The sequence below is a fragment of the Halopseudomonas pertucinogena genome (assembly GCF_014646575.1).
Classification (GTDB): domain Bacteria; phylum Pseudomonadota; class Gammaproteobacteria; order Pseudomonadales; family Pseudomonadaceae; genus Halopseudomonas; species Halopseudomonas pertucinogena.
This window is the reverse complement of the sequence record NZ_BMNN01000004.1, coordinates 154,088-177,677: the sequence shown is the minus strand read 5'-3', so window position 1 is coordinate 177,677 and position 23,590 is coordinate 154,088. Positions and strand designations below refer to the sequence as shown.

24 protein-coding genes are annotated in these 23,590 nt (G+C 60.2%); 9 read left to right on the top strand and 15 right to left on the bottom strand.

The window, feature by feature from the left end; genetic code table 11:
- Nucleotides 1-58: 58 nt before the first annotated feature.
- The 10 genes from atpA to mnmG form a co-directional block, all read right to left on the bottom strand.
- On the bottom strand, nucleotides 59-1,603 hold the full coding sequence (gene atpA / locus IEW63_RS10295) for a F0F1 ATP synthase subunit alpha (RefSeq protein ID WP_188636531.1): 1,545 nt from the start codon (nucleotides 1,601-1,603) through the stop codon (nucleotides 59-61).
- 15 nt (nucleotides 1,604-1,618) lie between these two features.
- On the bottom strand, nucleotides 1,619-2,155 hold the full coding sequence (locus tag IEW63_RS10290) for a F0F1 ATP synthase subunit delta (protein WP_188636530.1): 537 nt from the start codon (nucleotides 2,153-2,155) through the stop codon (nucleotides 1,619-1,621).
- 11 nt (nucleotides 2,156-2,166) lie between these two features.
- Nucleotides 2,167-2,637 carry a F0F1 ATP synthase subunit B gene (locus IEW63_RS10285; protein WP_188636529.1) on the bottom strand — a complete coding sequence of 157 codons (471 nt, stop codon included), beginning with the start codon at nucleotides 2,635-2,637 and terminating at the stop codon, nucleotides 2,167-2,169.
- Between the two features lie 92 nt (nucleotides 2,638-2,729).
- Nucleotides 2,730-2,969: a F0F1 ATP synthase subunit C gene (gene atpE / locus IEW63_RS10280; RefSeq protein WP_044499327.1), complete on the bottom strand. Its 240-nt coding sequence runs from the start codon at nucleotides 2,967-2,969 to the stop codon at nucleotides 2,730-2,732.
- Nucleotides 2,970-3,035: 66 nt separating this feature from the next.
- The gene (atpB, locus tag IEW63_RS10275; RefSeq protein ID WP_188636528.1) at nucleotides 3,036-3,917 is read right to left on the bottom strand and encodes a F0F1 ATP synthase subunit A; all 882 of its coding nucleotides are present in this window, start codon (nucleotides 3,915-3,917) and stop codon (nucleotides 3,036-3,038) included.
- Between the two features lie 14 nt (nucleotides 3,918-3,931).
- Nucleotides 3,932-4,336, bottom strand: a complete 405-nt coding sequence (locus IEW63_RS10270; RefSeq protein WP_188636527.1) for a F0F1 ATP synthase subunit I — start codon at nucleotides 4,334-4,336, stop codon at nucleotides 3,932-3,934.
- Nucleotides 4,337-4,492: 156 nt separating this feature from the next.
- Nucleotides 4,493-5,356, bottom strand: coding sequence for a ParB/RepB/Spo0J family partition protein (locus IEW63_RS10265; RefSeq protein WP_188636526.1), 864 nt, complete (start codon nucleotides 5,354-5,356; stop codon nucleotides 4,493-4,495).
- Nucleotides 5,357-5,385: 29 nt separating this feature from the next.
- Nucleotides 5,386-6,174: a ParA family protein gene (locus IEW63_RS10260; protein ID WP_188636525.1), complete on the bottom strand. Its 789-nt coding sequence runs from the start codon at nucleotides 6,172-6,174 to the stop codon at nucleotides 5,386-5,388.
- Nucleotides 6,175-6,205: 31 nt separating this feature from the next.
- On the bottom strand, nucleotides 6,206-6,844 hold the full coding sequence (gene rsmG, locus IEW63_RS10255; RefSeq protein ID WP_229710466.1) for a 16S rRNA (guanine(527)-N(7))-methyltransferase RsmG: 639 nt from the start codon (nucleotides 6,842-6,844) through the stop codon (nucleotides 6,206-6,208).
- Entirely contained in the window at nucleotides 6,841-8,739 is a 1,899-nt protein-coding gene (gene mnmG, locus IEW63_RS10250; protein WP_188636523.1) for a tRNA uridine-5-carboxymethylaminomethyl(34) synthesis enzyme MnmG, read from the bottom strand. The genes rsmG and mnmG overlap by 4 nt, the downstream gene beginning before the upstream one ends.
- 487 nt (nucleotides 8,740-9,226) lie before the next feature.
- Here mnmG and IEW63_RS10245 point away from each other — a divergent pair, with 487 nt between their 5' ends.
- Nucleotides 9,227-9,883: a class I SAM-dependent methyltransferase gene (locus IEW63_RS10245; RefSeq protein WP_188636522.1), complete on the top strand. Its 657-nt coding sequence runs from the start codon at nucleotides 9,227-9,229 to the stop codon at nucleotides 9,881-9,883.
- Nucleotides 9,884-9,889: 6 nt separating this feature from the next.
- On the opposite strand, the gene mnmE is transcribed toward IEW63_RS10245, so the two are convergent.
- The 5 genes from mnmE to rpmH all read right to left on the bottom strand — a co-directional run bounded on the left by mnmE (nucleotide 9,890) and on the right by rpmH (nucleotide 13,856).
- Nucleotides 9,890-11,260 carry a tRNA uridine-5-carboxymethylaminomethyl(34) synthesis GTPase MnmE gene (gene mnmE / locus IEW63_RS10240; RefSeq protein ID WP_188636521.1) on the bottom strand — a complete coding sequence of 457 codons (1,371 nt, stop codon included), beginning with the start codon at nucleotides 11,258-11,260 and terminating at the stop codon, nucleotides 9,890-9,892.
- A 113-nt stretch (nucleotides 11,261-11,373) separates the two neighbouring features.
- On the bottom strand, nucleotides 11,374-13,071 hold the full coding sequence (gene yidC, locus IEW63_RS10235) for a membrane protein insertase YidC (RefSeq protein WP_188636520.1): 1,698 nt from the start codon (nucleotides 13,069-13,071) through the stop codon (nucleotides 11,374-11,376).
- On the bottom strand, nucleotides 13,068-13,316 hold the full coding sequence (gene yidD, locus IEW63_RS10230) for a membrane protein insertion efficiency factor YidD (RefSeq protein WP_188636519.1): 249 nt from the start codon (nucleotides 13,314-13,316) through the stop codon (nucleotides 13,068-13,070). Before yidD ends, yidC begins: the two co-directional genes overlap by 4 nt.
- Nucleotides 13,309-13,707, bottom strand: a complete 399-nt coding sequence (gene rnpA, locus IEW63_RS10225; protein WP_188636518.1) for a ribonuclease P protein component — start codon at nucleotides 13,705-13,707, stop codon at nucleotides 13,309-13,311. The genes yidD and rnpA overlap by 8 nt, the downstream gene beginning before the upstream one ends.
- Nucleotides 13,708-13,721: 14 nt before the next feature.
- The gene (gene rpmH, locus IEW63_RS10220; protein ID WP_074779021.1) at nucleotides 13,722-13,856 is read right to left on the bottom strand and encodes a 50S ribosomal protein L34; all 135 of its coding nucleotides are present in this window, start codon (nucleotides 13,854-13,856) and stop codon (nucleotides 13,722-13,724) included.
- A gap of 628 nt (nucleotides 13,857-14,484) precedes the next feature.
- Between rpmH and dnaA the strand changes: the two genes are divergently transcribed.
- From dnaA to IEW63_RS10180, 8 genes are all read left to right on the top strand, one after another.
- A complete protein-coding gene (gene dnaA, locus IEW63_RS10215) occupies nucleotides 14,485-15,948 on the top strand; it encodes a chromosomal replication initiator protein DnaA (RefSeq protein ID WP_373288223.1) in 1,464 nt (487 codons plus the stop codon).
- A gap of 49 nt (nucleotides 15,949-15,997) precedes the next feature.
- Nucleotides 15,998-17,101, top strand: a complete 1,104-nt coding sequence (gene dnaN, locus IEW63_RS10210; protein WP_188636516.1) for a DNA polymerase III subunit beta — start codon at nucleotides 15,998-16,000, stop codon at nucleotides 17,099-17,101.
- Between the two features lie 4 nt (nucleotides 17,102-17,105).
- Complete coding sequence (gene recF, locus IEW63_RS10205) at nucleotides 17,106-18,200, top strand: DNA replication/repair protein RecF (RefSeq protein WP_188636515.1); 1,095 nt, start codon at nucleotides 17,106-17,108, stop codon at nucleotides 18,198-18,200.
- Between the two features lie 20 nt (nucleotides 18,201-18,220).
- Nucleotides 18,221-20,635, top strand: coding sequence for a DNA topoisomerase (ATP-hydrolyzing) subunit B (gyrB, locus tag IEW63_RS10200; RefSeq protein ID WP_188636514.1), 2,415 nt, complete (start codon nucleotides 18,221-18,223; stop codon nucleotides 20,633-20,635).
- 103 nt (nucleotides 20,636-20,738) lie between these two features.
- Nucleotides 20,739-21,131 (top strand): ArsR/SmtB family transcription factor, encoded by a 393-nt coding sequence (locus tag IEW63_RS10195; RefSeq protein ID WP_229710445.1) that lies wholly within the window; start codon nucleotides 20,739-20,741, stop codon nucleotides 21,129-21,131.
- A complete protein-coding gene (gene arsC, locus IEW63_RS10190) occupies nucleotides 21,128-21,541 on the top strand; it encodes an arsenate reductase (glutaredoxin) (RefSeq protein ID WP_188636513.1) in 414 nt (137 codons plus the stop codon). Before IEW63_RS10195 ends, arsC begins: the two co-directional genes overlap by 4 nt.
- A complete protein-coding gene (arsH, locus tag IEW63_RS10185) occupies nucleotides 21,538-22,266 on the top strand; it encodes an arsenical resistance protein ArsH (RefSeq protein ID WP_272872591.1) in 729 nt (242 codons plus the stop codon). Before arsC ends, arsH begins: the two co-directional genes overlap by 4 nt.
- 15 nt (nucleotides 22,267-22,281) lie before the next feature.
- Nucleotides 22,282-23,589 (top strand): arsenic transporter, encoded by a 1,308-nt coding sequence (locus IEW63_RS10180; RefSeq protein WP_188636512.1) that lies wholly within the window; start codon nucleotides 22,282-22,284, stop codon nucleotides 23,587-23,589.
- Nucleotide 23,590: the final 1 nt, after the last annotated feature.

The following is a 23,590-nucleotide window of genomic DNA, read 5'->3' as shown; positions in this document are numbered from 1 at the left end:
TAGCCCGTGGCCGTATCGCACGAAGCGGGACAGGATTGCCTCCCGTCCCGCCCTCGGCTTACCAGCTCTGGGTCGCCTTGAAGTTCTCGATGCCAGACTTGATACCGGCTTCGATCTCGTCGTTGTAGTCGCCCTTCTCGTTGATCTTCGCGAGCAGGTCGGCTTTCTCACGCTTGAACCAGGCCAGCAGGGCAGTTTCGAAGGCACCGATCTTGCTGATTTCAACGTCAGTCAGGAAGCCCTTCTCGGCGGCGTACAGGCTGATCGCCATTTCCGCCACGGACATCGGCGAGTACTGCTTCTGCTTCATCAGTTCGGTCACGCGCTGACCATGTTCCAGCTGCTTGCGGGTGGCCTCGTCCAGGTCGGAAGCGAACTGGGCAAAGGCGGCAAGCTCACGGTACTGGGCCAGTGCGGTACGGATACCACCGGACAGCTTCTTGATGATCTTGGTCTGCGCCGAACCACCTACCCGGGATACCGACACACCGGCGTTGACCGCAGGACGGATACCGGAGTTGAACAGGTCGGACTCCAGGAAGATCTGACCGTCGGTGATGGAGATCACGTTGGTCGGAACGAAGGCGGATACGTCACCGGCCTGGGTCTCGATGATCGGCAGCGCGGTCAGGGAACCGGTCTTGCCCTTCACTTCCCCGTTGGTGAACTGCTCGACGTACTCCTCGGAAACGCGGGAAGCGCGCTCCAGCAGACGGCTGTGCAGATAGAAGACGTCACCGGGGTAGGCTTCGCGGCCCGGCGGACGACGCAGCAGCAGGGAGATCTGACGGTAGGCAACGGCCTGCTTGGACAGGTCGTCGAACACGATCAGCGCGTCTTCGCCACGGTCGCGGAAGTATTCGCCCATGGTGCAACCGGAGTAGGGTGCCAGGAACTGCAGGGCAGCCGATTCGGAAGCGGAGGCGGCAACGATGATGGTGTTGGACAGAGCGCCATGCTCTTCCAGCTTGCGCACCACGTTGGCGATGGTGGACTGCTTCTGGCCCACCGCAACGTAGACACACTTGATGCCACTGTCTTTCTGGTTGATGATCGCGTCGATCGCCATGGCGGTCTTGCCGATCTGGCGGTCGCCGATGATCAGCTCACGCTGGCCACGGCCGATCGGGATCATCGCGTCAACCGACTTGTAGCCGGTCTGCACCGGCTGGTCTACCGACTTGCGCCAGATCACGCCGGGGGCTACCTTTTCAACCGCGTCAGTCAGCTTGGCCTCGACCGGGCCCTTGCCGTCGATCGGGTTGCCCAGTGCGTCGACCACGCGACCCAGCAGTTCCGGACCTACCGGCACTTCCAGGATACGGCCGGTGCACTTGGCTTCCATACCCTCGGCCAGGGTCAGGTAGTTACCCAGAATTACCGCACCGACGGAGTCCTGCTCCAGGTTCAGTGCCATACCGTATACGCCGCCGGGGAACTCGATCATTTCCCCGTACATTGCGTCGGCCAGGCCGTGAATACGTACGATGCCGTCAGATACGCTGACGACGGTGCCGACATTGCGCGCTTGCGAGCTAACATCGAGTTTCTCGATGCGCTGCTTGATAATTTCGCTAATTTCGGAAGGATTCAGTTGCTGCATGCCATGTCCCTCAAATCAGGATTTCAACGCCTCGGCCAGCTTTGCAAGCTTGCCGCGGACCGAACCGTCGATGACCAGGTCACCCGCACGAATCAACACACCGCCAATCAGAGACGGGTTGATGGTCACATGGGGAGTTACTGTGCGGTCTAACCGCCTGGTTAAAGCGGTTGCCAGCGTTTTCTGTTGATCGGCAGACAGTTCGAAGGCGGACTCCACCTCGACTGTGATGCTGCGATCGTGTTCCGCCTTGTACTGCTCGAAGAGCTCGGCGATGTCCGGGATCAGGAGCAGACGGTCGTTGTCAGCCAGAGTACGGATGTAGTTTCCGAACTCGGGAGTGATCTGACCTTCACACACCATGAGCAGATCATCGGCCTTGCGCTCCCGGGTCAGAGCCGGGTCACGCATCCTCTCGACAAAAACGGGGTCGGCGGCTACGGCGGCTGCGACAGCCAGCATGCCTGACCAGGCATCCAGCGCAGCAGCAGAAGTAGCAAACTCGAAAGCCGCTTTTGCGTAAGGCCGAGCCAGCGTAGTGATTGTAGCCATGCTCGCCTCGCTTAGAGTTGTGAGGCCAGTTTGTTGACCAGCTCACTGTGGGCCGCGGAATCCACTTCGGATTCGAGGATCTGCTCGGCACCCTTGATCGCCAGCGTGGCAACCTGGGCGCGCAGCTGATCCCTGGCGCGATTCATTTCCTGTTCGATTTCAGCCCTGGCGGCTGCAACCAGACGTTCACCCTCGGAACGTGCCTGCTCTTTGGCTTCCTCGATGATGAGGGTGGCACCCTTGTTGGCCTGCTCGAGGATCTGAGCAGCCTGTTCCTTGGTCTCACGCAGGGTCTGGGCGGCTTTTTCCTGGGCCAGGCTCAGGTCACGCTGGGCGCGGCCAGCCGCATCCAGGCCTTCGGCGATTTTTTTCTGGCGTTCCTGCATGGCGCGGGTTACCGGCGGCCATACGAACTTCATGGTAAACCAGACAAAAATAGCGAAGGCAATCGTTTGACCAAACAGCGTCAGATTAATATTCACAGCGATTTACCTCGTGCTATTTCGTTGTGTCCCGGGGACAAGATCGACACGGCAGGACCAACGTCCTGCCGTTCATCATTACCAGCTATCGATTAACCGGCAACGCCAGGGGCAACAACGAAGATCAGGTACATCGCGATACCAACACCGATCATCGGTACGGCGTCGAGCAGACCGGCCATCAGGAAGGTCTTGGTTTGCAGTTGCGGAGCCAGCTCAGGCTGACGGGCAGTGGATTCCAGCAGCTTGCCACCGAGGATGGCGAAGCCGATGCCGGTACCCAGGGCGCCCAGACCGATCATGATAGAGGCTGCGATGATGACGAGTTCCATAATTACTCCTAAAGATCAAGGTTGTAGTTCAAGTTTGTCGTTGGTTGAACAAGGGCTCGCGGCTGCTTAGTGGTTATCCTCATGGGCACCGCTCAGATACACCACAGTCAGCACCATGAAGATGAAGGCCTGCAGCGGAATTACCAGAATATGGAAGATTGCCCAGGGCACGTTGAGTACCCACTGCACGTAGAAGGGCAGCAGTGCAATCAGGATGAACACCACCTCGCCGGCGTACATGTTGCCGAACAGACGCAGAGCCAGGCTCAGCGGCTTGGTCAGCAGTCCCAGCACTTCCAGGAAGAAGTTGAAGGGAATCAGTGCCCAGTGGTTGAACGGGGTCAGGGTCAGCTCACGGGTGAAACCGCCCACGCCCTTGATCTTGAGGCTGTAGTAGATGATCAGCGCAAACACCGCAATGGAGATGCCGAAGGTACCGTTGGGGTCGGTGGTCGGCACGATCTTGAAGTAGACGTCCTCGGGAGCCATGCCCAGCACATGCTGGCCGAACAGGGTGGCCAGTTGCGGGATGTAGTCGACGGGTATCCACTTCAGGGAGTTCATCAGGAACACCCAGACAAAGATGGTCAGCGCCAGGGGGGCGACAAGGGCATTCTTCCCGTGGAAGGTATCCTTGACGATGCCCTGGACGAATTCGACGATGATTTCCACGAAGTTCTGCAGACCGCCGGGGGTATCCACGGTGGCGCGGGTGGCGACGAAGCGGAACAGGCCGATGAAGATCAGGCCCATCAGGACAGACCAGCCCAGGGTGTCCACGTGCAGCGCCATGAAGCCCATGTCGGCAGCTTCCACACCGCTGCGGGCAAAGGTCCAGGTGGATTCGTTGACGATGGTGCCGTCCGCGCGTTCGTAGCCTGCCGGCAGCTTGCCGAAGGTCAGGTTCTGCAAGTGGTGCTGAATGTATTCAGCTGATGTAGTTGCCATATTTGCCTCAGACACTAATGCTTTGGAAAGCCTCTGACGATCAGCAGTGCGCTGGCTCCTGTTGCCAGCACCGCAAGGTAGCCGCCGAATACGGCCGCCACCACCAGCGGTTCCACTACCAGCCATACCGCGATGAACAGCACGGCCGTCAATATCAGTTTGCCTGCCTCGCCGGAGTAAAACTCACCGACGATGGCGCGGGCCGAACGGGCTCCGCTGTAGCGGTACACCCGGTAGGCGAAATAGCAGTTGGGGATCAGCGCCACAAGTCCCCCCAACAAACCCGAGTAGCCAGCTGTCAAGCCCTGGACCATCCACAGGACGAGCGCTACTGCGAGCGTCACAACACTTTGCGCTACCAGAACCGGAAATGCGGGAGTTTGCTGAAACGGGGACTTTCTGGGCGTACGTGCGTCCATTCCGACCCTCTTTCTCTCAACTGCTCGACCGCGCGCTCTGTGCAACAGACTGATGCATTTTTGCCCAGCCAAAATAGCGCGAGGAGTATAGGTGCATTACGTAGTCGATTCAACTACAGCGGTTGATTTCCGTGGTGCGCCGCAATGTCGCAGTTGTTACTTGATGTGCATGAGGACGCCATCGAGTTCGTCCAGCGAATTGTAACTGATGACCAGTTTGCCCTTGCCCCGGGCGCCGTGCTGGATCTTCACCTCCGCACCGATGCGCTCGGCCAGGTCCTGTTGCAGTCGTTCTATGTCGGGGTTGTTCTGCACCGTGCCCGATTCGCGCGGTGGATTCAGCCACTGCCGGACCAGCGCCTCGGTCTGACGGACGGTCAATCCCCTGGCGACAACCTGACGGGCGGCTTCGCTCTGGCGCTCGGCGGGCAGGCCGAGCAGCGCCCGGGCATGGCCCATCTCGATATCGCCGCGCTCGAGCAGCAGTTTCACGTCATCGGCCAGGGACATCAGGCGCAGCAGGTTGGTGATGGTGACCCGGGATTTGCCCACCGCATCGGCCACCTGCTGCTGGGTCAGTTCGAATTCCTGTTGCAGGCGCTGCAGGGCAATGGCTTCTTCAATGGGGTTGAGATCTTCGCGCTGGATGTTCTCGATCAGCGCCATGGCGATGGCGGCTTCGTCCGGGACCTCGCGCACCACGGCCGGAATGGTGTCCAGTCCGGCCTGCTGGGTCGCCCGCCAGCGCCGTTCGCCGGCAATGATCTCGTAGCGGTCGGAGCCGATCGGGCGCACCACGATCGGCTGCATCACTCCCTGGGCCTTGATCGAGCTGGCCAGCTCTTCGAGGGCCTGGGGGTCCATGTCGCGGCGGGGCTGATATTTGCCGCGCTGGATGAGATCGACCGGCAGCTGCCGCAGCTGCTGATCCTCACTGCCCTGGGCAGTGTCGTTGTTGATGCCGGTCTGCCCCAGCAGCGCATCCAATCCCCGTCCCAAGCCGCGTTTCTTGACCGCCATGCCCGTCCTGTCCTTCTACCAGAAAATGATTAGATTGCCACCGGGCCCGCTGCCTTGCGGTGGCGTCTGACCAACTCGCCGGCCAGTGCCAGATAGGCTACCGCTCCGCGGGACTGCTTGTCATAGACCAGTACCGGAAGACCGAAACTCGGTGCCTCGGCCAGCCGTACGTTGCGCGGGATGACCGTCTGGTACAGACGGTCGCCGAAATGCTCGGTGAGCTGCTCGGACACCTCGCGGGTCAGGCTGTTGCGCGGATCGTACATGGTCCGCAGCAGCCCTTCGATCTGCAGGCCCGGGTTGAGCACCGAACTGATCCGCTGGATGGTGTTGATCAGCGCCGACAGCCCCTCCAGCGCGTAGTACTCGCACTGCATGGGAATGATCACGCCGTCGGCCGCAACCAGGCCGTTGACCGTAAGCATGTTCAGCGACGGCGGGCAATCGATGAGGATGTAGTCGTAGGCCTCCCGGGCGCTGGCCAGCGCGTAGCGCAGGCGGCTTTCCTTCATCTTCATGTCCAGCAGCTCGACCTCGGCAGCAGTAAGATCGCCATTGGCCGGCAGCAGATCGTAGCCGCCGGCTTCGGAGCGCTGCACCGCTTCATCCAGACTGCAGCCATCGGTCAGAACGTCATATACCGAACGCTCCAGCTGCGACTTGTCGATGCCGCTGCCCATGGTCGCGTTGCCCTGGGGATCAAGATCGATCAACAGCACCCTGCGCTTGGTAGCCGCCAGCGAGGCAGCCAGATTCACCGAGGTCGTGGTCTTGCCGACACCGCCTTTCTGGTTGGCAATAGCCAATACCTTGCCCACAGCGAATCTCCTCTCGGTTATTGCCCGCAGCCTAGGCCGCCCGCTGCAGTATCAGCAGGTGCCGGCTGGCGACGCAGCCGGGCACCGCCAGCTCGATACTGCTCTGCACGCTGAAGTCCTCGGCCAGCGCCTGGAGCTCTTCCTCCGGGTACAGCCCCTTCATCGCCAGCCAGCGGGTGTCGGCGGTGCTCAGGTGGCGCGTCAGATTGGTGAAATCGGCCAGCGAACTGAATGCCCGGGACACTATACCGTCAAATGGAAGATCAGGGGAAAAGGCTTCCACCCGGCTGTTCACCACCTGCATGTTTTCCAGGCCCAGTTCAAGTTTCACCTGGGTGAGGAAGCGGGTCTTCTTGCCGTTGCTGTCGAGCAGGGTGAACCGGTTTTCCGGCAGCATGATGGCCAGGATGACACCCGGCATGCCACCGCCGCTGCCGACATCCAGCCAGCGTCCGCTACCCACCAGCGGCAGGATGCTCAGGCTGTCCAGCAGATGGCGGCTGACCATCTCGTCGGGGTCCCGCACGGCGGTCAGATTGTAGGCCTTGTTCCACTTGTTCAGCAGCGCCATGTAGTCGAGCAGCTGCTGCGCCTGGCTGTCGCTGAGGGCTATGCCCATTTCCTTCGCACCACGGGTCAGCTGCCCGGCGTGATCTACCATGCCTGTCAGGCCTCCTTCGATAATTTGCCGTCACCCAGCGCATTGCGCTTTTTCAGGTGAATCAGCAACAGACTGACCGCCGCCGGGGTAACGCCGGGAATGCGCGACGCCTGGCCCAGGGTCTGGGGCCGGATGCTGGCGAGCTTCTGACTGATTTCCTTGGACAGGCCGTTGAGCGCCAGGTAATCCAGATCCGCCGGCAGCAGGGTTTCCTCGTGCTGACGCAGCCGGTCGATCTCGTCCTGTTGACGCTCGATGTAGCCGGCGTAGCGGGTCTGGATCTCCACCTGCTCGGCCGCATCGGCCGGAATGTCACTGGCACCGGTCAGCTCGACCAGGGTGGCATAGTCCACTTCCGGACGGCGCAACAGGTCCAGCAGGCTGTATTCGCGGGTCAGTGGCGTGTTGAAACGGGCGGCGAAGGCCTGGCCGGTTTCACTGCCCGGCTGTACCCAGGTCGAGCGCAGGCGCTGGGTCTCTGCCTCGATGGCCTCGCGCTTGGCATTGAAGACCGCCCAACGCTCGTCGTCGACCAGCCCCAGTTCGCGGCCCTTTTCGGTCAGGCGCAGGTCAGCGTTGTCCTCGCGCAGCACCAGCCGGTATTCGGCACGGGAGGTGAACATGCGGTAGGGCTCGCGGGTACCCATGGTGATCAGGTCATCCACCAGTACCCCGATGTACGCCTCATCCCGGCGAGGGCACCAGCTTTCCAGACCCTGGGCGCGGCGGGCAGCGTTGAGACCGGCCAGCAATCCCTGGGCCCCGGCCTCCTCGTAGCCGGTGGTGCCATTGATCTGGCCGGCAAAGAACAGGCCGCCGATAACCTTGGTTTCCAGCGAGTATTTCAGATCCTGGGGATTGAAGTAGTCGTATTCGATGGCGTAGCCCGGACGCAGGATATGCGCGTTCTCCATGCCACGGATCGAGCGCACCAGTTCCAGCTGCACATCGAACGGCAGCGAGGTGGAAATGCCGTTGGGATACAGCTCGTGGGTGGTCAGCCCCTCGGGTTCGATGAAGACCTGGTGGGATTCCTTGTCGGCAAACCGGTGGATCTTGTCCTCAATCGACGGGCAATAGCGCGGCCCGACCCCCTCGATCACCCCGGTATACATGGGCGAGCGGTCCAGGTTGTTGCGAATGATCTCGTGGGTGCGCTCGTTGGTATGGGTGATCCAGCAGTTGACCTGCTCGGGGTGCTCGTCGGCCCGACCCAGGAAGGACATCACCGGCACCGGGGTGTCGCCCGGCTGAGCCAGCATCTTCGAGAAATCCACGCTGCGTCCGTCGATCCGCGGAGGAGTGCCGGTCTTCAGCCGATCTACCCGCAGCGGCAGTTCGCGCAGGCGGTGAGCGAGCGCAATGGCTGGCGGATCACCGGCCCGGCCGCCGGAGAAATTGTCCAGGCCGATATGGATCTGCCCGCCGAGGAAGGTGCCGGCAGTCAGCACCACGTTGTCGGCAAGAAAACGCAGCCCCATCTGGGTCACCACACCGCGGACCTGATCCTGCTCGACCACCAGGTCATCGCAGGCCTGCTGGAATATCCACAGGTTCGGTTGATTCTCCAGCATGTAGCGGATCGCCGCCTTGTACAGCACCCGGTCGGCCTGCGCCCGTGTGGCCCGCACCGCCGGACCCTTGCGGCTGTTGAGCACGCGGAACTGGATGCCGGCACGATCCGTTGCCCGGGCCATGGCGCCGCCCAGTGCATCGATCTCCTTCACCAGATGGCTTTTGCCGATACCACCGATGGCCGGGTTGCAGCTCATCTGGCCCAGCGTTTCGACGTTATGGCTGAGCAGCAGGGTTTTGACTCCCATGCGCGCAGCCGCCAGCGCGGCTTCGGTACCCGCATGGCCGCCACCTACCACAATCACGTCAAAACGATCTGGAAATTCCACCGTACACCTCGTTGCCCGGCATCAGCCGGACGTTCGGGAAAAGGGGCTGATTATAGGGCCGGAGCAGAAAAATTGCAGCTGTGGCTGAACATTTTTTGATCAGCCGTGCCGGCGGTCATCCAGCTGATCATCATCAGAATAAAAGATAAGAAATATATAAAAGATAAATACTGATGTTATGTATGGGCAGGTGCTTTTCTGTGGATAACACAATAAAAGCTACATTCCACAATGGTTTACCGGAATGATAACTCTGTGGTCAGGCTGGGGCTGAATGGCTCCGCTTCCTCTGCACTTGCTGTGTATAACTGGTATGGTTATCCACAGGCAGGTTTCGCACACCCTTATCCATGGGGTTATGAGCAGGGCTCAGTGGTGGTTGTCCACAGGGCTCAGCGAAGCGACCACGCCTCCTTTCACAGCCCCAGTGGCTCATCCTTTCGATTTCATTGCTTCGGCAAACCATATTCAGACAGGAGGGACGAATATGCCCGGTTATGAAACCCGGAAACTCGACGTGCGCGTCGGCGCAAGGGAATACAGGCTCCGTGCGCTCAGTGATCATATGCAATACGCTGACCCGGACGGTGAAGCCAGGCGCGCGGGCATCTGTTCGGCGAGCTGGAGCCTGTTCGGTCAGCTCTGGCCTGCCAGCCGTGCACTGGCCCAGGCGGTCAAGCACATCGACATTGCCAATCGGCGGATCATCGAGCTGGGCTGCGGGCTGGCCTTGCCCAGCCTGCTGCTCAAATCCCGCGGCGCCGATGTCACTGCCAGTGACCATCATCCCCTCAGTGAACGTTTCCTGGACTACAACGCAGTGCTGAACAGTCTGCCCCCGATCCCCTACCGGGACCTGCCGTGGACGAAGAAGATCAGGAAACCGCGCCAGTACGACCTGATCGTTGGAAGTGACGTGCTGTATGAGCGCAACCACCCGGGCATGCTGGCACTGTTGATCGAACAACTGGCCGCCCCGGTGGCCAAGGTGATGATCACCTGCCCCGGTCGTGGCTACCGCAATCGGTTCAGCCGGCTGATGGAGGAGATGGGATTCGAACTGACGGCCACTCCCATGGCCTTCAGCGAAGACGAACCGGCCCCGTATCGCGGGCGGCTGCTGAGTTACAGGCGGGGTCTGTAACGGCGGTTACTTGCCGATACAGAAACTCGAGAAGATCCGCCCCAGCAGATCATCCGGGCTGAACTCCCCGGTAATCTCCGCCAGCGCCTGCTGTGCCATGCGCAGGTCTTCTGCAAGCAGTTCACCGGCCCCCAGCAAGGTCAGCTGCTGGTGGCCGTGATCGAGGAATCCCGCTGCCCGTTGCAGGGCGTCAAGGTGGCGGCGCCGGGCGCTGAACAGACCCTCGGCGGTCTGTTCGAAGCCCATGCAGGATTTCAGGTGCTCACGCAGCAGCGCTATACCGTCGCCGCTGCGGGCGCTGAGGTGAAGACTGGCACTGCCATCTGCGGCTTCGCGAATGCCCACCGGCTCGCCGCTGATGTCCACCTTGTTGTAGATGAGCGTGACCTTGCCGGGCTCGGGATGCCGATCAAGAAATTCCGGCCACAGCGCGTCGGGGTTGCCGGCTTCCGGCTGGCTGGCATCCACTACCAGCAGAATGCGATCAGCTTCGGCAATCACCGCTACCGCGCGCTCCACGCCGATCCGCTCGACCACATCATCGGTATCCCGCAGCCCAGCTGTGTCGATGATATGCAGTGGCATACCGTCGATATGGATATGCTCGCGCAGGATGTCCCGGGTGGTTCCGGCAATATCGGTGACAATGGCGCTTTCCTTGCCGGCCAGGGCATTCAGCAGGCTGGACTTGCCGGCGTTGGGCCGACCGGCGATCACCACGTTCATGCCGTCGCGCAGCAGCGCGCCCTGGCCGGCCTCCCTCTGAACCTGGCGCAGGTCGGCCTGCACCTGCTGCAGTTGCGCAAGAACGTGGCCGTCGGCGAGAAAGTCGATCTCCTCCTCGGGAAAGTCGATCGCGGCTTCGACATAGATGCGCAACTGGATGAGCGCTTCAGTCAGCGCCTGCACCCGGTGGGAGAAGGCGCCCTGCAGCGATTGCACCGCATTGCGCGCGGCCTGCTCCGAGCTCGCCTCGATCAGGTCGGCAATGGCCTCGGCCTGGGCCAGATCCAGCTTGTCGTTGAGAAACGCCCGCTCACTGAATTCCCCCGGCCTGGCCAACCGGGCACCGCAATCCAGGCACGCCTTGAGCAGCATATCCATGACCACCGGGCCGCCGTGACCGTGCAGCTCGAGCACATCTTCGCCGGTGAAGGAGTTCGGACCCGGGAAAAACAGGGTCAGGCCCTGATCGATGACCTGTCCTGCAGCGCTGAAGGCACCGTAATGGGCATATCGGGGGCGCGGAACGATGCCGCTGATCTGTTCAGCGACCCGCAGTGCCGCCGGTCCGGACACCCGCACGATCCCGACTCCCCCCTGCCCGGGCGGCGTGGCGATGGCGGCGATGGTGTCAGCGTGATATTGGCGGCTCATGGGGGCTCCTGTGGATCGGATCCTGGGCGGGCGTGGCGGGACATCGCGCCGCAGCGGCGCGTCTACAGCAGAACGCCCCGGAATCGGGGCGTTCTGTATTCAACATGCGGGGATCAGTCCTTCGCCGCAGCGCCTTCGATCTGGCGGGTAATGTACCACTGTTGCGCGATCGACAGGATATTGTTGACTACCCAGTACAGCACCAGACCGGCCGGGAACCACAGGAAGAAGAAGGTGAAGATGATCGGCAGCATCTTCATCACTTTGGCCTGCATCGGATCCGGCGGCGCTGGGTTCAGCTGCTGCTGGATGAACATGCTGACGCCCATCAGGATCGGCAGGATGAACAGCGGGTCCTTCAGCGACAGGTCGGTGATCCAGCCTATCCACGGCGCCTGACGCATCTCGACGCTTTCCATCAGGGTCCAGTACAGGGCGATGAACACCGGCATCTGTACCAGAATCGGCAGACAGCCGCCCAACGGATTGATCTTCTCCTTCTTGTACAGCTCCATCATGCCCTGGGACAGTTTCTGGCGATCATCACCATACTGTTCGCGCAGCGCCTGCATCTTCGGTGCGACCCGGCGCATGTTCGCCATCGAGCGGTAGCTGGTGGCCGACAGCGGGAAGAACGCCAGCTTGATCAGAATGGTCAGCAGGATGATGCTCCAGCCCCAGTTGCCCACCACGCTGTGGATCATGCTGAGAATCCAGAACAGCGGTTGGGCGATGAACCAGAGGAAGCCGTAATCCACGGTCAGATGCAGGCCGGGGGAGATCTCCTTCAGACGGTCCTGGATCTTCGGACCGGCATAGAACTGGGCACCGATGGTGGCCTGTTCACCGGCAGATACGCTGACGGACGGGCTGACAAAGCCGACCAGGTAGTTGCCCTGGCTGTCCTTGCGGGTCTGATATACATGCTGGCCGTCAGCGCTGGGAATCCAGGCGCTGACAAAATAGTGCTGCAGCCAGGCGGCCCAGCCGCCGGTGACGGTTTCCCGCAGATTGCTTCTGTCCATGTCCTTGGGCTTGAGCTTCTCGTAGGAACCGTCAGCGCTCCAGTAGGCGGCACCAAGGAAGGTCGCCATACCGGTGGCAGTGGAACTGGACGGGTCACCGCTGCCGTCGCGCTTGATCTGACCATAGAGACCGCCGTTCCAGGTCTCGCCGCTCTGGTTGTCGATCAGATAGTCGACCTTGATCAGATAATCGCCCCGCTCGAAGGTGAAGCGCTTGGTGTAATCGACGCCGTTTTCGCTGAACTGCAGGTCCACCGTCAGGCTGTCCTGCCCCTCGGCCAGTTGATAGCTGGTCTGTTCGGTCTGGTACAGCGGGCGGCCGTTGGCCCGGGCGTCCGGACCATTGCGACCGGCCAGACCGCTCTGGGCGACGTAGGTACGCTGACCGCTCTGCTCCAGCAGCTGGAAAGGAACATCAGGCCGCTTCTGGGAAACCGGATATTCCGGCAGGGACAGGGAGACGATATCGCCACCACGCGGGTCGATGGTCAACAGCAGCGTATCGGTCTGGACGCTGATCAGGCCGCCGGCGGTGGTGTTGAGCGCAGGCTGCGGGCTGGGAATATCGACACCTTCCGGATCCACCGCCTGTGGAACATCCCCGTTGCCGGCCAGCGCAGCCGGCTCACCAGTCGGTACCGAGGGTACGTCCGCAGACTGTACCTGCTGATTGCCGGTGGCCACGGAGTCCACGGTCGTATCGCCGTAGTCCCTGTTCCACTGCAGGATCATCAGGTAGGCGATGACGGCCAGCGCAGCGAGGAGGATGTTTCTTTGCATGTTCATGGTTTTTCAGCCATCTGAGACGAACAGTTGTTCTTTAGGGGTACAGGATCGTAGCCACCGGGGTTCCAGGGATGGCAGCGGGACAGCCGCCGGGCGCTGAGCAGGCCACCCTTGAGCAAGCCATGTTCTTCAATGGCTTCCTGGGCGTAGCAGGAACAGGACGGATAGAAACGACAATGACTGGCCATCAGCGGACTGATAGCGTAACGGTAAACCCTGATCAGTCCGAGCGCGATGCTACGCATTGGATGATGGTGGTCCGGAATTGCGGGAGCGGTTGTACTTGTCGGCGGCCTTGCTCAGGCGCCGCCACATGTCCTGGAAAAGGACATGCAGCGCGGCATTGTCAAGTTCACCCAGGCCCTTGCGGGCCAGGACGACGATGTCCAGATGGTCCAGATCAGCGCGATGGTGTCTGAAGGACTCCCGGGCTATGCGTTTGACCCTGTTTCGGTCTACGGCCCGCCGGACATTTTTCTTGGCAATGACCAGCCCCAACCGTGCATGTGCCTGGTCGTTGTGCCGGGACAGCAGCAGAAGGGTGGGACCTGAGGCCTTGCAGGTGGCTCCATCGAATACGTTCTTGAACTGTGCTGGCGTCAATAGCCGGTGTTCAGGACCGAACCCGAGATTCACCTGCAGATCCGGTCTTAAGCTGACAGCTTGTGACGGCCCTTGGCACGACGACGAGCCAGAACGGCGCGGCCGTTCTTGGTAGCCATACGAGCACGGAAACCGTGGTTGCGCTTGCGCTTCAGAACGCTGGGTTGGAAAGTTCTTTTCATCTTCAGATACCTGAGTAATTCACGACAGAGCCGCTAAGCCCTTTCAAGGGATCGGAGATTCTAGAGAAACAGGACCATAAGGTCAATTTGATTTGCAGGGCCGCGGTTAAATAAACAATACAGAGAATAGATTTTTAAAAGATAGAAGATGTTGATGTTAATGGGGCTTCACTTTTCTGTGGATAAACGTCTCCGACGCTGACCAACCGTTGCTTTCAGGGCAGGATGGATCGGTGAACAAGATGTTCGTCCAGCGTTGGGGAGCCTGTGTCAGGGTTGTGGATAAAAGACAAGGATATCCACAGGGGGATTTATCCCCGGTTCTGCGCCCTGGTTGCCAACAGCGCGGTACATATGTTGTCCACAGGGCTCCGGTCCCCTCGATCCCAGCGGCCTGCAGCCAGATCAGCGTCCGCTGCAGGTGGTTGGTATCCGCTTGCGCAGCGGGTTGACCAGGTCGCATCCACCCCATGTTCGTGTGGATAAGTGGGGGCCGAAGGGCTAGAATGCAGCATGTTCTGCGGGCCCGGTTCTCACCGGCTCGCGGCACCTTTTTTCATGGCCAGATCAAGCCGCACAGGCTTGGCGTCGGGGGAATTTAGTGTCTGTTGTACTCTGGCAGCAATGCATGGACTTCTTGCGCGATGAGCTTCCGTCCCAGCAGTTCAATACCTGGATTCGTCCGCTGCAGGTGGAGGATGGTCAGGGCGAGCTGCGCTTGTATGCACCGAATCGCTTTGTGATGGATTGGGTCAACGACAAGTACCTCAACCGGATCCAGGAGCTCATGGACGACCTGTCCCAGGGGCAGGCGCCGGTGGTATCCCTCCTTATAGGCAGTCGACGCGCTGCTGCACCGGCCGCAGCGGCGCCGGCACGTCAGCCGGCTCCCGAGCCTGCTGCTGCCGAACCGGCACGTCCCGCTGCGCCGGAGCCCGAAGCTGCCGGCAGCGCTGTCCGCAATCAGCGCGGACTCGGTTTTCAGCCGGAGCCGGCCAATCACCCCCGGGTCGAGGAGGATGAGCCGCAGCCGCCTCAGCGCGCCGATCAGGGCGGCGCTGTCATCAAGCACACCAGCTATCTGAACCGCAGCTTCACTTTCGAGAACTTTGTCGAGGGCAAGTCCAACCAACTGGCCCGTGCGGCGGCCTGGCAGGTGGCGGACAACCCCCGGCACGGCTACAACCCGCTGTTCCTGTATGGCGGTGTGGGTCTGGGCAAGACCCACCTGATGCATGCGGTGGGTAATCACCTGTTGAAGAAGAATCCGGCGGCGAAGATCGTCTACCTGCATTCAGAGCGCTTCGTGGCGGACATGGTCAAGGCGCTGCAGATGAACGCCATCAATGACTTCAAGCGCTATTACCGCTCGGTGGATGCTCTGCTGATCGATGATATTCAGTTCTTTGCCAAAAAAGAACGCTCCCAGGAGGAATTCTTCCATACTTTCAATGCGTTACTGGAAGGTGGTCAGCAGGTCATCCTCACCAGCGATCGCTACCCGAAGGAAATTGATGGTCTGGAAGAACGCCTCAAGTCCCGTTTCGGCTGGGGGTTGACCGTCGCGGTCGAGCCACCGGAGCTGGAGACCAGGGTGGCCATTCTCATGAAGAAGGCCGAGCAGTCGCGTATCGATCTGCCCCACGACGCCGCATTCTTCATCGCCCAGCGGATCCGTTCCAACGTCCGTGAGCTGGAGGGAGCCCTGAAGCGGGTCATCGCCAGCGCCCATTTCATGGGTCGCGATATCACCATCGAGCTGATCCGCGAGTCGCTCAAGGACCTGCTGGCCCTGCAGGACAAGCTGGTCAGTATCGACAACATCCAGCGCACGGTGGCGGAGTACTACAAGATCAAGGTGGCCGACATTCTCTCCAAGCGCCGCTCGCGCTCGGTTGCCCGGCCCCGTCAGGTAGCGATGGCGCTCTCCAAGGAGCTGACCAACCACAGCCTGCCGGAGATCGGCGATGCCTTTGGTGGACGGGATCACACTACGGTATTGCACGCCACCCGAAAGATCGCAGAATTGCGTGAAACTGACGCGGATATCCGCGAAGATTACAAGAACCTGCTGCGGACACTGACCACCTGAGTGTGTGCCAAGCAAAAACTGCCAACCTGCACGAGGTCGAAGGAAGACAATGCAATTTACCATCCAGCGCGAAGCCCTGTTGAAGCCCCTGCAACTGGTGGCGGGTGTCGTCGAACGCCGGCAGACCTTGCCGGTACTGTCCAATGTGCTCCTGGTGGTCAATGGAAATACGCTGTCACTGACCGGTACGGATCTTGAGGTCGAGCTGATCGGCCGGATCAATCTCGAAGAAGCTGCCGAAGACGGGGAAATCACCGTCCCGGCGCGCAAGCTCATGGATATCTGCAAATCGTTGCCGGATGAATCCAGCATCAATTTCCGCATCGAGGAAGGCAAGGCGATTGTTCGCGCCGGACGCAGCCGGTTCACGCTGGCCACCCTGCCGGCGGCCGACTTCCCGAATGTCGAGGACGGCGAGGGCTCGCTGAGCTTTGCGGTGAGTCAGAACAAGTTGCGCAGAATCATCGAACGCACCGGTTTTGCCATGGCGCAGCAGGACGTACGCTACTACCTGAACGGCATGCTGCTGGAGATCAATGCCGGCCAGCTCCGCGCCGTAGCGACCGACGGTCACCGTATGGCCATGTGTACGGTCGATGCCAACATCGACTACCAGGAAAAGTATCAACTGATCGTGCCGCGCAAGGGGATTCTCGAACTGGCGCGGTTGCTTGCCGAAGCGGACGATCTGATCAATGTCGTCCTGGGCTCGCACCACATCCGCGCTACTACCGGCGACTTCACCTTTACCTCCAAGCTGGTGGATGGCAAGTTTCCAGATTACGAGCGTGTATTACCCAGGGGCGGTGACAAGGTGGTAATAGCCGACCGGCAGGCTCTGCGCAACGCATTCAGTCGCACGGCGATTCTTTCGAACGAGAAATATCGGGGTATCAGACTGATGCTCAGTGATTCGCTGCTGAAGATTCAGGCCAATAACCCGGAGCAGGAAGAAGCCGAGGAAGATGCGGTAGTTGATTACTCGGGCAGCGCACTGGAAATCGGCTTCAACGTCAGCTATCTGCTGGATGTCATGAACGTATTGAACACCGAGCAGGTACGTATCACCCTGTCAGATGCGAACAGCAGTGCGCTCATCCAGGAAGCGGAGTCCGACGACAGTCTCTACGTTGTCATGCCCATGCGTCTCTGAGCCTATGCCGCTCAAGCGTCTTACCGTCACCGGCGTGCGCAACCTGCAGCCGGTGACGCTTCACCCCTCCCCCCGCATCAACATCATTCACGGCGCCAACGGCAGCGGCAAATCCAGCCTGCTTGAAGCCATCCACCTCCTCGGCCTGGCCAGATCATTTCGCAGTACTCGCCTGCAGCCGGTAATCCAGCGCGGACTGGATGCCTGCACGGTTTTTGGCGAGGTAATTCAGCCCAGTGGTGTGGTGAACTCCATTGGTATCACCCGCAGCAAACAGGCGGACTACCAGATCCGCATCGATGGTCAGACGGTTCGAAGTATTGCTGAGTTAGCTGAAACGTTACCGCTGCAACTGATTAATCCAGACAGCTTTCGGTTGCTGGAAGGCGCGCCCAAACAAAGGCGGCAGTATCTGGACTGGGGAGTGTTCCACGTGGAACATCAGTTCCTGCCGGTATGGCAGCGACTGCAAAAAGGCCTCAAGCAGAGAAATAGCCTGCTTCGACGTGGTAGAATACAACGTTCCCTGCTTGCCCCCTGGGAGTCAGAGGTGGTGAATGCTGCGGAGAAAGTCGACGAGTACCGCCGAGCCTACCTGCAGCAGCTCAAGCCGGTTTTCGAGGACATTCTGTCCCGGCTGGTTGAGCTGGATGATCTGACTCTCAGTTATTACCGTGGTTGGGACAAGGAAAAGCCGCTGAATCAGGTGCTGGATGAGCAGTTCGAGCGGGACAGTGTGCTGGGCTACACCCAGGCCGGCCCGCAGCGAGCGGACCTGCGGCTGCGCAGCGGAACGATGAACGCAGTGGATGTGCTCTCCCGAGGGCAGCAGAAACTCGTGGTATGCGCGCTCAAGATCGCCCAGGGTTCGCTGCTCAAGCGCCAGGGCGTACAGCAAGATTGTGTGTTTCTGGTGGATGATCTGCCATCCGAACTGGACGAATCTCACCGCCGAGCGCTTTGCACACTGCTAGAAGATCTCGAATGCCAGATATTCGTCAGCAGTGTTGAAGCCGAGCAGATGCGGGATTGCTGGAAGAACGATACACCTTTGTCGATGTTCCACGTGGAACATGGACGCATAGTGCAGACCGATTGACGTCTGGGAGTGAAAACAGAATGACCGAACAAAAAGCTTACGATTCATCAAGTATCAAGGTGCTGAAAGGCCTTGATGCGGTGCGTAAACGCCCCGGCATGTATATCGGCGACACGGACGACGGAACGGGTCTGCACCACATGGTATTCGAGGTGGTGGACAACTCGATCGACGAGGCGTTGGCCGGGCACTGCACCGACATTACCATTACCATCCATACCGATGAGTCGATCACCGTTCAGGACAACGGCCGCGGTATTCCGACCGATATTCACGAGGAAGGGGTGTCCGCTGCGGAAGTGATCATGACCGTGCTGCACGCCGGCGGCAAGTTCGATGACAACAGCTACAAGGTCTCCGGGGGTCTCCACGGTGTCGGAGTCTCCGTGGTCAATGCTCTTTCCGAGGAGCTGGTGATGACCATCCGCCGCGGCGGCAAGGTATGGGAGCAGACCTACCATCACGGCGTCCCGCAGGCGCCCTTGGCCATCGTCGGCGAAACCGAGACCAGTGGCACTCAGATTCACTTCAAGCCGTCCAAGGAGACGTTCTCCAGCATCAGCTTCAGCTGGGACATACTGGCCAAGCGGCTGCGGGAGCTGTCTTTCCTCAACTCCGGGGTAGGCATCAATCTGGTGGATGAGCGCACCGGAAAGCGTGAACTGTTCTGCTACGAAGGCGGGCTGAGCGCGTTTGTCGAGTACCTCAACGTCAACAAGACCACTGTGAACTCGATATTCCATTTCAATGTGCAACGTGACGACGGCATCGCCGTGGAAGTTGCGATGCAGTGGAACGACAGTTTCAATGAAAACCTGCTGTGCTTTACCAACAATATTCCCCAGCGCGACGGTGGTACCCACCTGGCTGGCTTCCGCGGCGCCCTCACCCGCAGCCTGAACAACTATATCGAGCAGGAAGGTCTGCTGAAGAAGCTCAAGGTCAGTACCTCCGGTGACGATGCTCGAGAAGGATTGACAGCGATCATCTCGGTCAAGGTACCCGATCCCAAGTTTTCCTCCCAGACGAAGGACAAGCTGGTTTCCTCTGAAGTGAAGACAGCGGTCGAACAGGAAATGAACAAGTTCTTCAGCGATTATCTGCTGGAGCGGCCCAACGAGGCCAAGGCGGTGGTGGGCAAGATGATCGATGCTGCCCGCGCCCGTGAAGCTGCACGCAAGGCTCGGGAGATGACCCGCCGCAAGGGCGCGCTGGACATCGCCGGCCTGCCCGGCAAGCTCGCCGACTGCCAGGAGAAGGACCCGGCCCTGTCGGAACTCTACATTGTGGAAGGTGACTCTGCGGGCGGTTCTGCGAAGCAGGGCCGCAACCGCAAGACCCAGGCCATCCTGCCGCTCAAGGGTAAGATCCTTAACGTTGAGAAGGCCCGGTTCGACCGCATGCTGTCGTCCCAGGAGGTCGGCACGCTGATTACCGCGCTCGGTTGCGGTATCGGCCGCGATGAATTCAATATCGACAAGCTGCGCTACCACAACATCATCATCATGACGGACGCCGACGTTGACGGTGCGCATATCCGCACCCTGCTGCTGACGTTCTTCTTCCGTCAGATGCCGGAGTTGATCGAAAAGGGGTACATCTACATCGCCCAGCCGCCGCTGTACAAGATCAAGCGCGGCAAGCAGGAGCAGTACCTCAAGGATGACGAGGCGCTGGAGGATTACCTCACCCAGTCGGCACTGGAGGATTCCTACCTGCATGTCAACGAACATGCTCCGGGGATTACCGGTGAACCACTGGAAAAGCTGGTCAACGAATACCGGGAAGTGATGAAGACCCTCAAGCGCGTCGGTCGGCTCTATCCGCAGGAGCTCATGGAGCACCTGATCTACCTGCCGCGCCTGTCCAGAGAGCTGCTGGCGGACAAGGAGTTTATGGATAACTGGTTGATTTCGTTCAATAAAATGGTTCAGGAAAACGCTCGTTCCGGCCAGGAGTATATCCTGAGTCTGCGCGAAGACAGGGAACGCCAGCTGTGGCTACCGGAAGTCGAGATCCTGAGCCATGGTCAGACCAGCTACGTCACCTTCAACCGCGACCTGTTCGCCAGTAACGACTACCGCGCGATGGCCGATCTGGGCGAAAAGCTGCAGAGTCTCCTGGAGGATGGCGCCTACATCCAACGTGGCGAGAAGCGGAAGCCGATCCGGTTCTTCAAGGAAGCGATGGAGTGGATGATGAACGAGACCGCCCGCCGCCATACCATCCAGCGCTACAAGGGACTGGGCGAGATGAACGCCGACCAGCTCTGGGAGACCACCATGGATCCGGAGAACCGTCGCATGTTGCAGGTCACCATCGATGACGCCATCGCCGCTGACCAGATCTTCAACACGCTGATGGGCGATCACGTGGAGCCACGTCGCGAATTCATCGAGCAGAATGCTCTGGCGGTATCCAATCTGGATGTTTAGATAGCAGTCGCCTTACATCCGCAATCAGAAAACCCGATAGGCAACTATCGGGTTTTCTTTATCTGCCGTGCGTGGGACGGCCGCTACCAACCAGTGAATACCCTTGCAGGGTAAACGTCATGTCTATATTCTTGGACGAATGGAAACGAGCCAGCTTACCGCCACCTTCGCCGCCCTTGCCCAGGACACCCGTCTTGAAGTCTTTCGCCTTCTGGTGCGTCATGAGCCGCAGGGGCTGGCGGCGGGAGAAATTGCCCGCCAGCTTGCGGTGCCTCACAACACCATGTCAGCGCACCTGGCGGTGCTGACACGGGCACAGCTGGCGGTTTCCCGAAGGCAGGGTCGCTCGATTATTTATCGAGCGAATCTTGACCACATGGAGAAGACGCTCCAGTTTCTGGTGCGCGATTGCTGCGCCGGCCATCCTGAGGTCTGCGAGCCTCTCATGAACACGCTCGCCGGCTGCGCTCCCTCTGAAGAGAACCGACAACGATGACCATTCAGATCTATCACAACCCGGCCTGCGGGACGTCCCGTAATACTCTCGCGATGATCCTCGCCTCGGGTGAAACTCCGGAAATCATCGAGTACCTGCGCACGCCACCGACTCGGGAGCGTCTGGTTGAGCTGATAAGCCGCCTGGGCGTTGGGCCGCGGGCGCTGTTGCGCGAAAAGGGAACGCCCTACCACGAGTTGCACCTGGACGACGCGACCCTCACCGATGATCAGCTGGTAGATGCCATGATGCTTCACCCCATTCTGATCAACAGGCCGATCGTGGTGAGCGACCGGGGTGTGAGGCTCTGCCGACCGTCCGAACTGGTACTGGATCTGCTGGAGCGTCCCGTAACAGAGTTCACCAAGGAGGATGGTGAGGTTGTGAAATACGGCGACCAGACAGCATGATCCCTGATAGCCGTTTCGAAGACATGCCCAATATCGACCCATCGCTGTTGCATCCGATCGACGTCGACATGCTTGCCCACCCGGATGACCCAAAGCACCCGCCTCGCATACTGGTGCTGTATGGGTCGCTGCGCGAGCGGTCGTTCTCGAGGCTGCTGTCCGAGGAAGCGTCCCGACTGCTCCGCTGGTACGGCTGCGAGGTACGTACCTTCAATCCGTCGGGCCTGCCCTTGCCGGACGACGCCGAGGCGGATCACCCGAAGGTCCGGGAGCTGCGCGAGCTTACCACCTGGTCGGAGGGCATGCTGTGGGTCAGTCCCGAGCGTCACGGGGCCATGACCGGCATCATGAAGATGCAGATCGACTGGATTCCCCTTGCGCTGGGCGGCGTGCGGCCGACCCAGGGCAAGACGCTGGCGGTCATGGAGGTCTCGGGCGGCAGCCAGAGTTTCAATGCGGTCAATCAGATGCGCATCCTCGGACGCTGGATGCGGATGCTCACCATACCCAACCAGTCATCCGTCCCCCGGGCCTTTACCGAGTTTGATGAGGCAGACCGCATGAAACCATCGCCACTCTACCTGCGCGTCGTGGATGTCTGTGAGGAGCTGGTGAAGTTCACCTGGCTTACCCGGGGGCGACAGGGCTATCTCACTGATCGTTACTCCGAGCGTGTTGAAACAGCCGAAGCCGTATCCCGCCGCGTCAATCAGGGCAGTCACTGACTCACAGGTTTGTTCATGCTGGCATCTGCTATTTTCGTAGTCACCCTCGTGCTTGTAATCTGGCAACCCCGAGGTCTGGGTATCGGCTGGAGCGCCCTCGGCGGGGCGCTGGTTGCGTTGCTGATGGGGGTGGTTCAGTGGACTGATCTGCAAGTGGTCTGGGACATCGTCTGGGACGCCACGTTCACCTTTGTCGCGCTGATCATCATTTCTCTGATACTGGATGCGGCCGGCTTCTTTGCCTGGGCCGCACTGCATGTCGCCCGCTGGGGCAATGGCAGGGGGCACCTGCTGTTTCCGCTGATCGTGGTGCTGGGCGCCTTTATCGCCGCCTTCTTCGCCAACGATGGAGCGGCTCTGCTGCTGACCCCCATCGTGATAGCGATTCTGCTGCGGCTGAACTTCTCTCCCCCGGCTGCCTTTGCCTTCATCATTGCCACCGGCTTTGTTGCTGATACCACCAGCCTGCCACTGGTGATATCCAACCTGGTGAACATCGTCAGCGCCAACTACTTTGATATCGGCTTCGACCGATACGCCGCGGTCATGGTGCCGGTCAATCTGGTCTCCCTGGCCGCCACCCTGCTGGTGCTCTGGCTTGTGTTTAGACGGCAGATACCGCAAAGCTATTCAGTCGCCGCGCTGGATCACCCCCACTCGGCGATCAGGGATCTGCTGGTGTTCCGTGCGGCCTTCCCCATCCTGCTGGTACTGCTCGTGGCCTATTTCCTCACCGCACCGCTGGGCGTGCCCATCTCGCTGGTGACAGGGACCGCAGCGCTGCTGTTGATGGCCGTTGCCGGGCGCTGGTGGAAGAAGGGTAACGGCGCTGTGGTCTCGGTACACAACGTCCTGCGTCACGCTCCATGGCAGATAGTGCTGTTCTCCATCGGCATGTACCTGGTGGTTTACGGCCTGGGTAATGCCGGGCTTGCCCAGCTGGGCGCGACGGCGCTCCAATGGCTGGCGCAGCAGGGCGATCTGGTGGCAACGGTAGGCACCGGCTTCCTGTCAGCCCTCGTGGCGTCAGTCATGAACAATATGCCGTCCACTCTTATAGGTGCACTGGCCATTGATCAGGCGCACCTTTCGGAGTCCACCCGCGAGCTGATGGTCTACGCCAACGTGATAGGCAATGATCTGGGCCCGAAATTCACCCCCATCGGCAGCCTGGCTACCCTGCTCTGGCTGCATGTGCTGGCGGAGAAGGGCTATCGGGTCAGCTGGGGACAGTACATGAAGATCGGCCTGCTGATCACCCCGCCGGTGCTGCTGGCGAGCCTGCTGGCCCTGGCCTGTTGGGTACCGGTGCTGGCCGGGTAGG

Bases quoted from the DNA above. Each gene is read 5' to 3' on its own strand.
- arsH (WP_272872591.1), top strand. From the start codon at position 21,538: ATGATCCCTGATAGCCGTTTCGAAGACATGCCCAATATCGACCCATCG.
- dnaN (WP_188636516.1), top strand. From the start codon at position 15,998: ATGCAATTTACCATCCAGCGCGAAGCCCTGTTGAAGCCCCTGCAACTG.
- IEW63_RS10180 (WP_188636512.1), top strand. From the start codon at position 22,282: ATGCTGGCATCTGCTATTTTCGTAGTCACCCTCGTGCTTGTAATCTGG.
- IEW63_RS10265 (WP_188636526.1), bottom strand. From the start codon at position 5,356: ATGGCGGTCAAGAAACGCGGCTTGGGACGGGGATTGGATGCGCTGCTG.
- arsC (WP_188636513.1), top strand. From the start codon at position 21,128: ATGACCATTCAGATCTATCACAACCCGGCCTGCGGGACGTCCCGTAAT.
- IEW63_RS10245 (WP_188636522.1), top strand. From the start codon at position 9,227: ATGCCCGGTTATGAAACCCGGAAACTCGACGTGCGCGTCGGCGCAAGG.
- yidC (WP_188636520.1), bottom strand. From the start codon at position 13,071: ATGAACATGCAAAGAAACATCCTCCTCGCTGCGCTGGCCGTCATCGCC.
- rpmH (WP_074779021.1), bottom strand. From the start codon at position 13,856: ATGAAAAGAACTTTCCAACCCAGCGTTCTGAAGCGCAAGCGCAACCAC.
- atpE (WP_044499327.1), bottom strand. From the start codon at position 2,969: ATGGAACTCGTCATCATCGCAGCCTCTATCATGATCGGTCTGGGCGCC.
- yidD (WP_188636519.1), bottom strand. From the start codon at position 13,316: ATGCGTAGCATCGCGCTCGGACTGATCAGGGTTTACCGTTACGCTATC.
- gyrB (WP_188636514.1), top strand. From the start codon at position 18,221: ATGACCGAACAAAAAGCTTACGATTCATCAAGTATCAAGGTGCTGAAA.
- dnaA (WP_373288223.1), top strand. From the start codon at position 14,485: ATGGACTTCTTGCGCGATGAGCTTCCGTCCCAGCAGTTCAATACCTGG.
- atpB (WP_188636528.1), bottom strand. From the start codon at position 3,917: ATGGCAACTACATCAGCTGAATACATTCAGCACCACTTGCAGAACCTG.
- atpA (WP_188636531.1), bottom strand. From the start codon at position 1,603: ATGCAGCAACTGAATCCTTCCGAAATTAGCGAAATTATCAAGCAGCGC.
- IEW63_RS10270 (WP_188636527.1), bottom strand. From the start codon at position 4,336: ATGGACGCACGTACGCCCAGAAAGTCCCCGTTTCAGCAAACTCCCGCA.
- IEW63_RS10290 (WP_188636530.1), bottom strand. From the start codon at position 2,155: ATGGCTACAATCACTACGCTGGCTCGGCCTTACGCAAAAGCGGCTTTC.
- recF (WP_188636515.1), top strand. From the start codon at position 17,106: ATGCCGCTCAAGCGTCTTACCGTCACCGGCGTGCGCAACCTGCAGCCG.
- mnmE (WP_188636521.1), bottom strand. From the start codon at position 11,260: ATGAGCCGCCAATATCACGCTGACACCATCGCCGCCATCGCCACGCCG.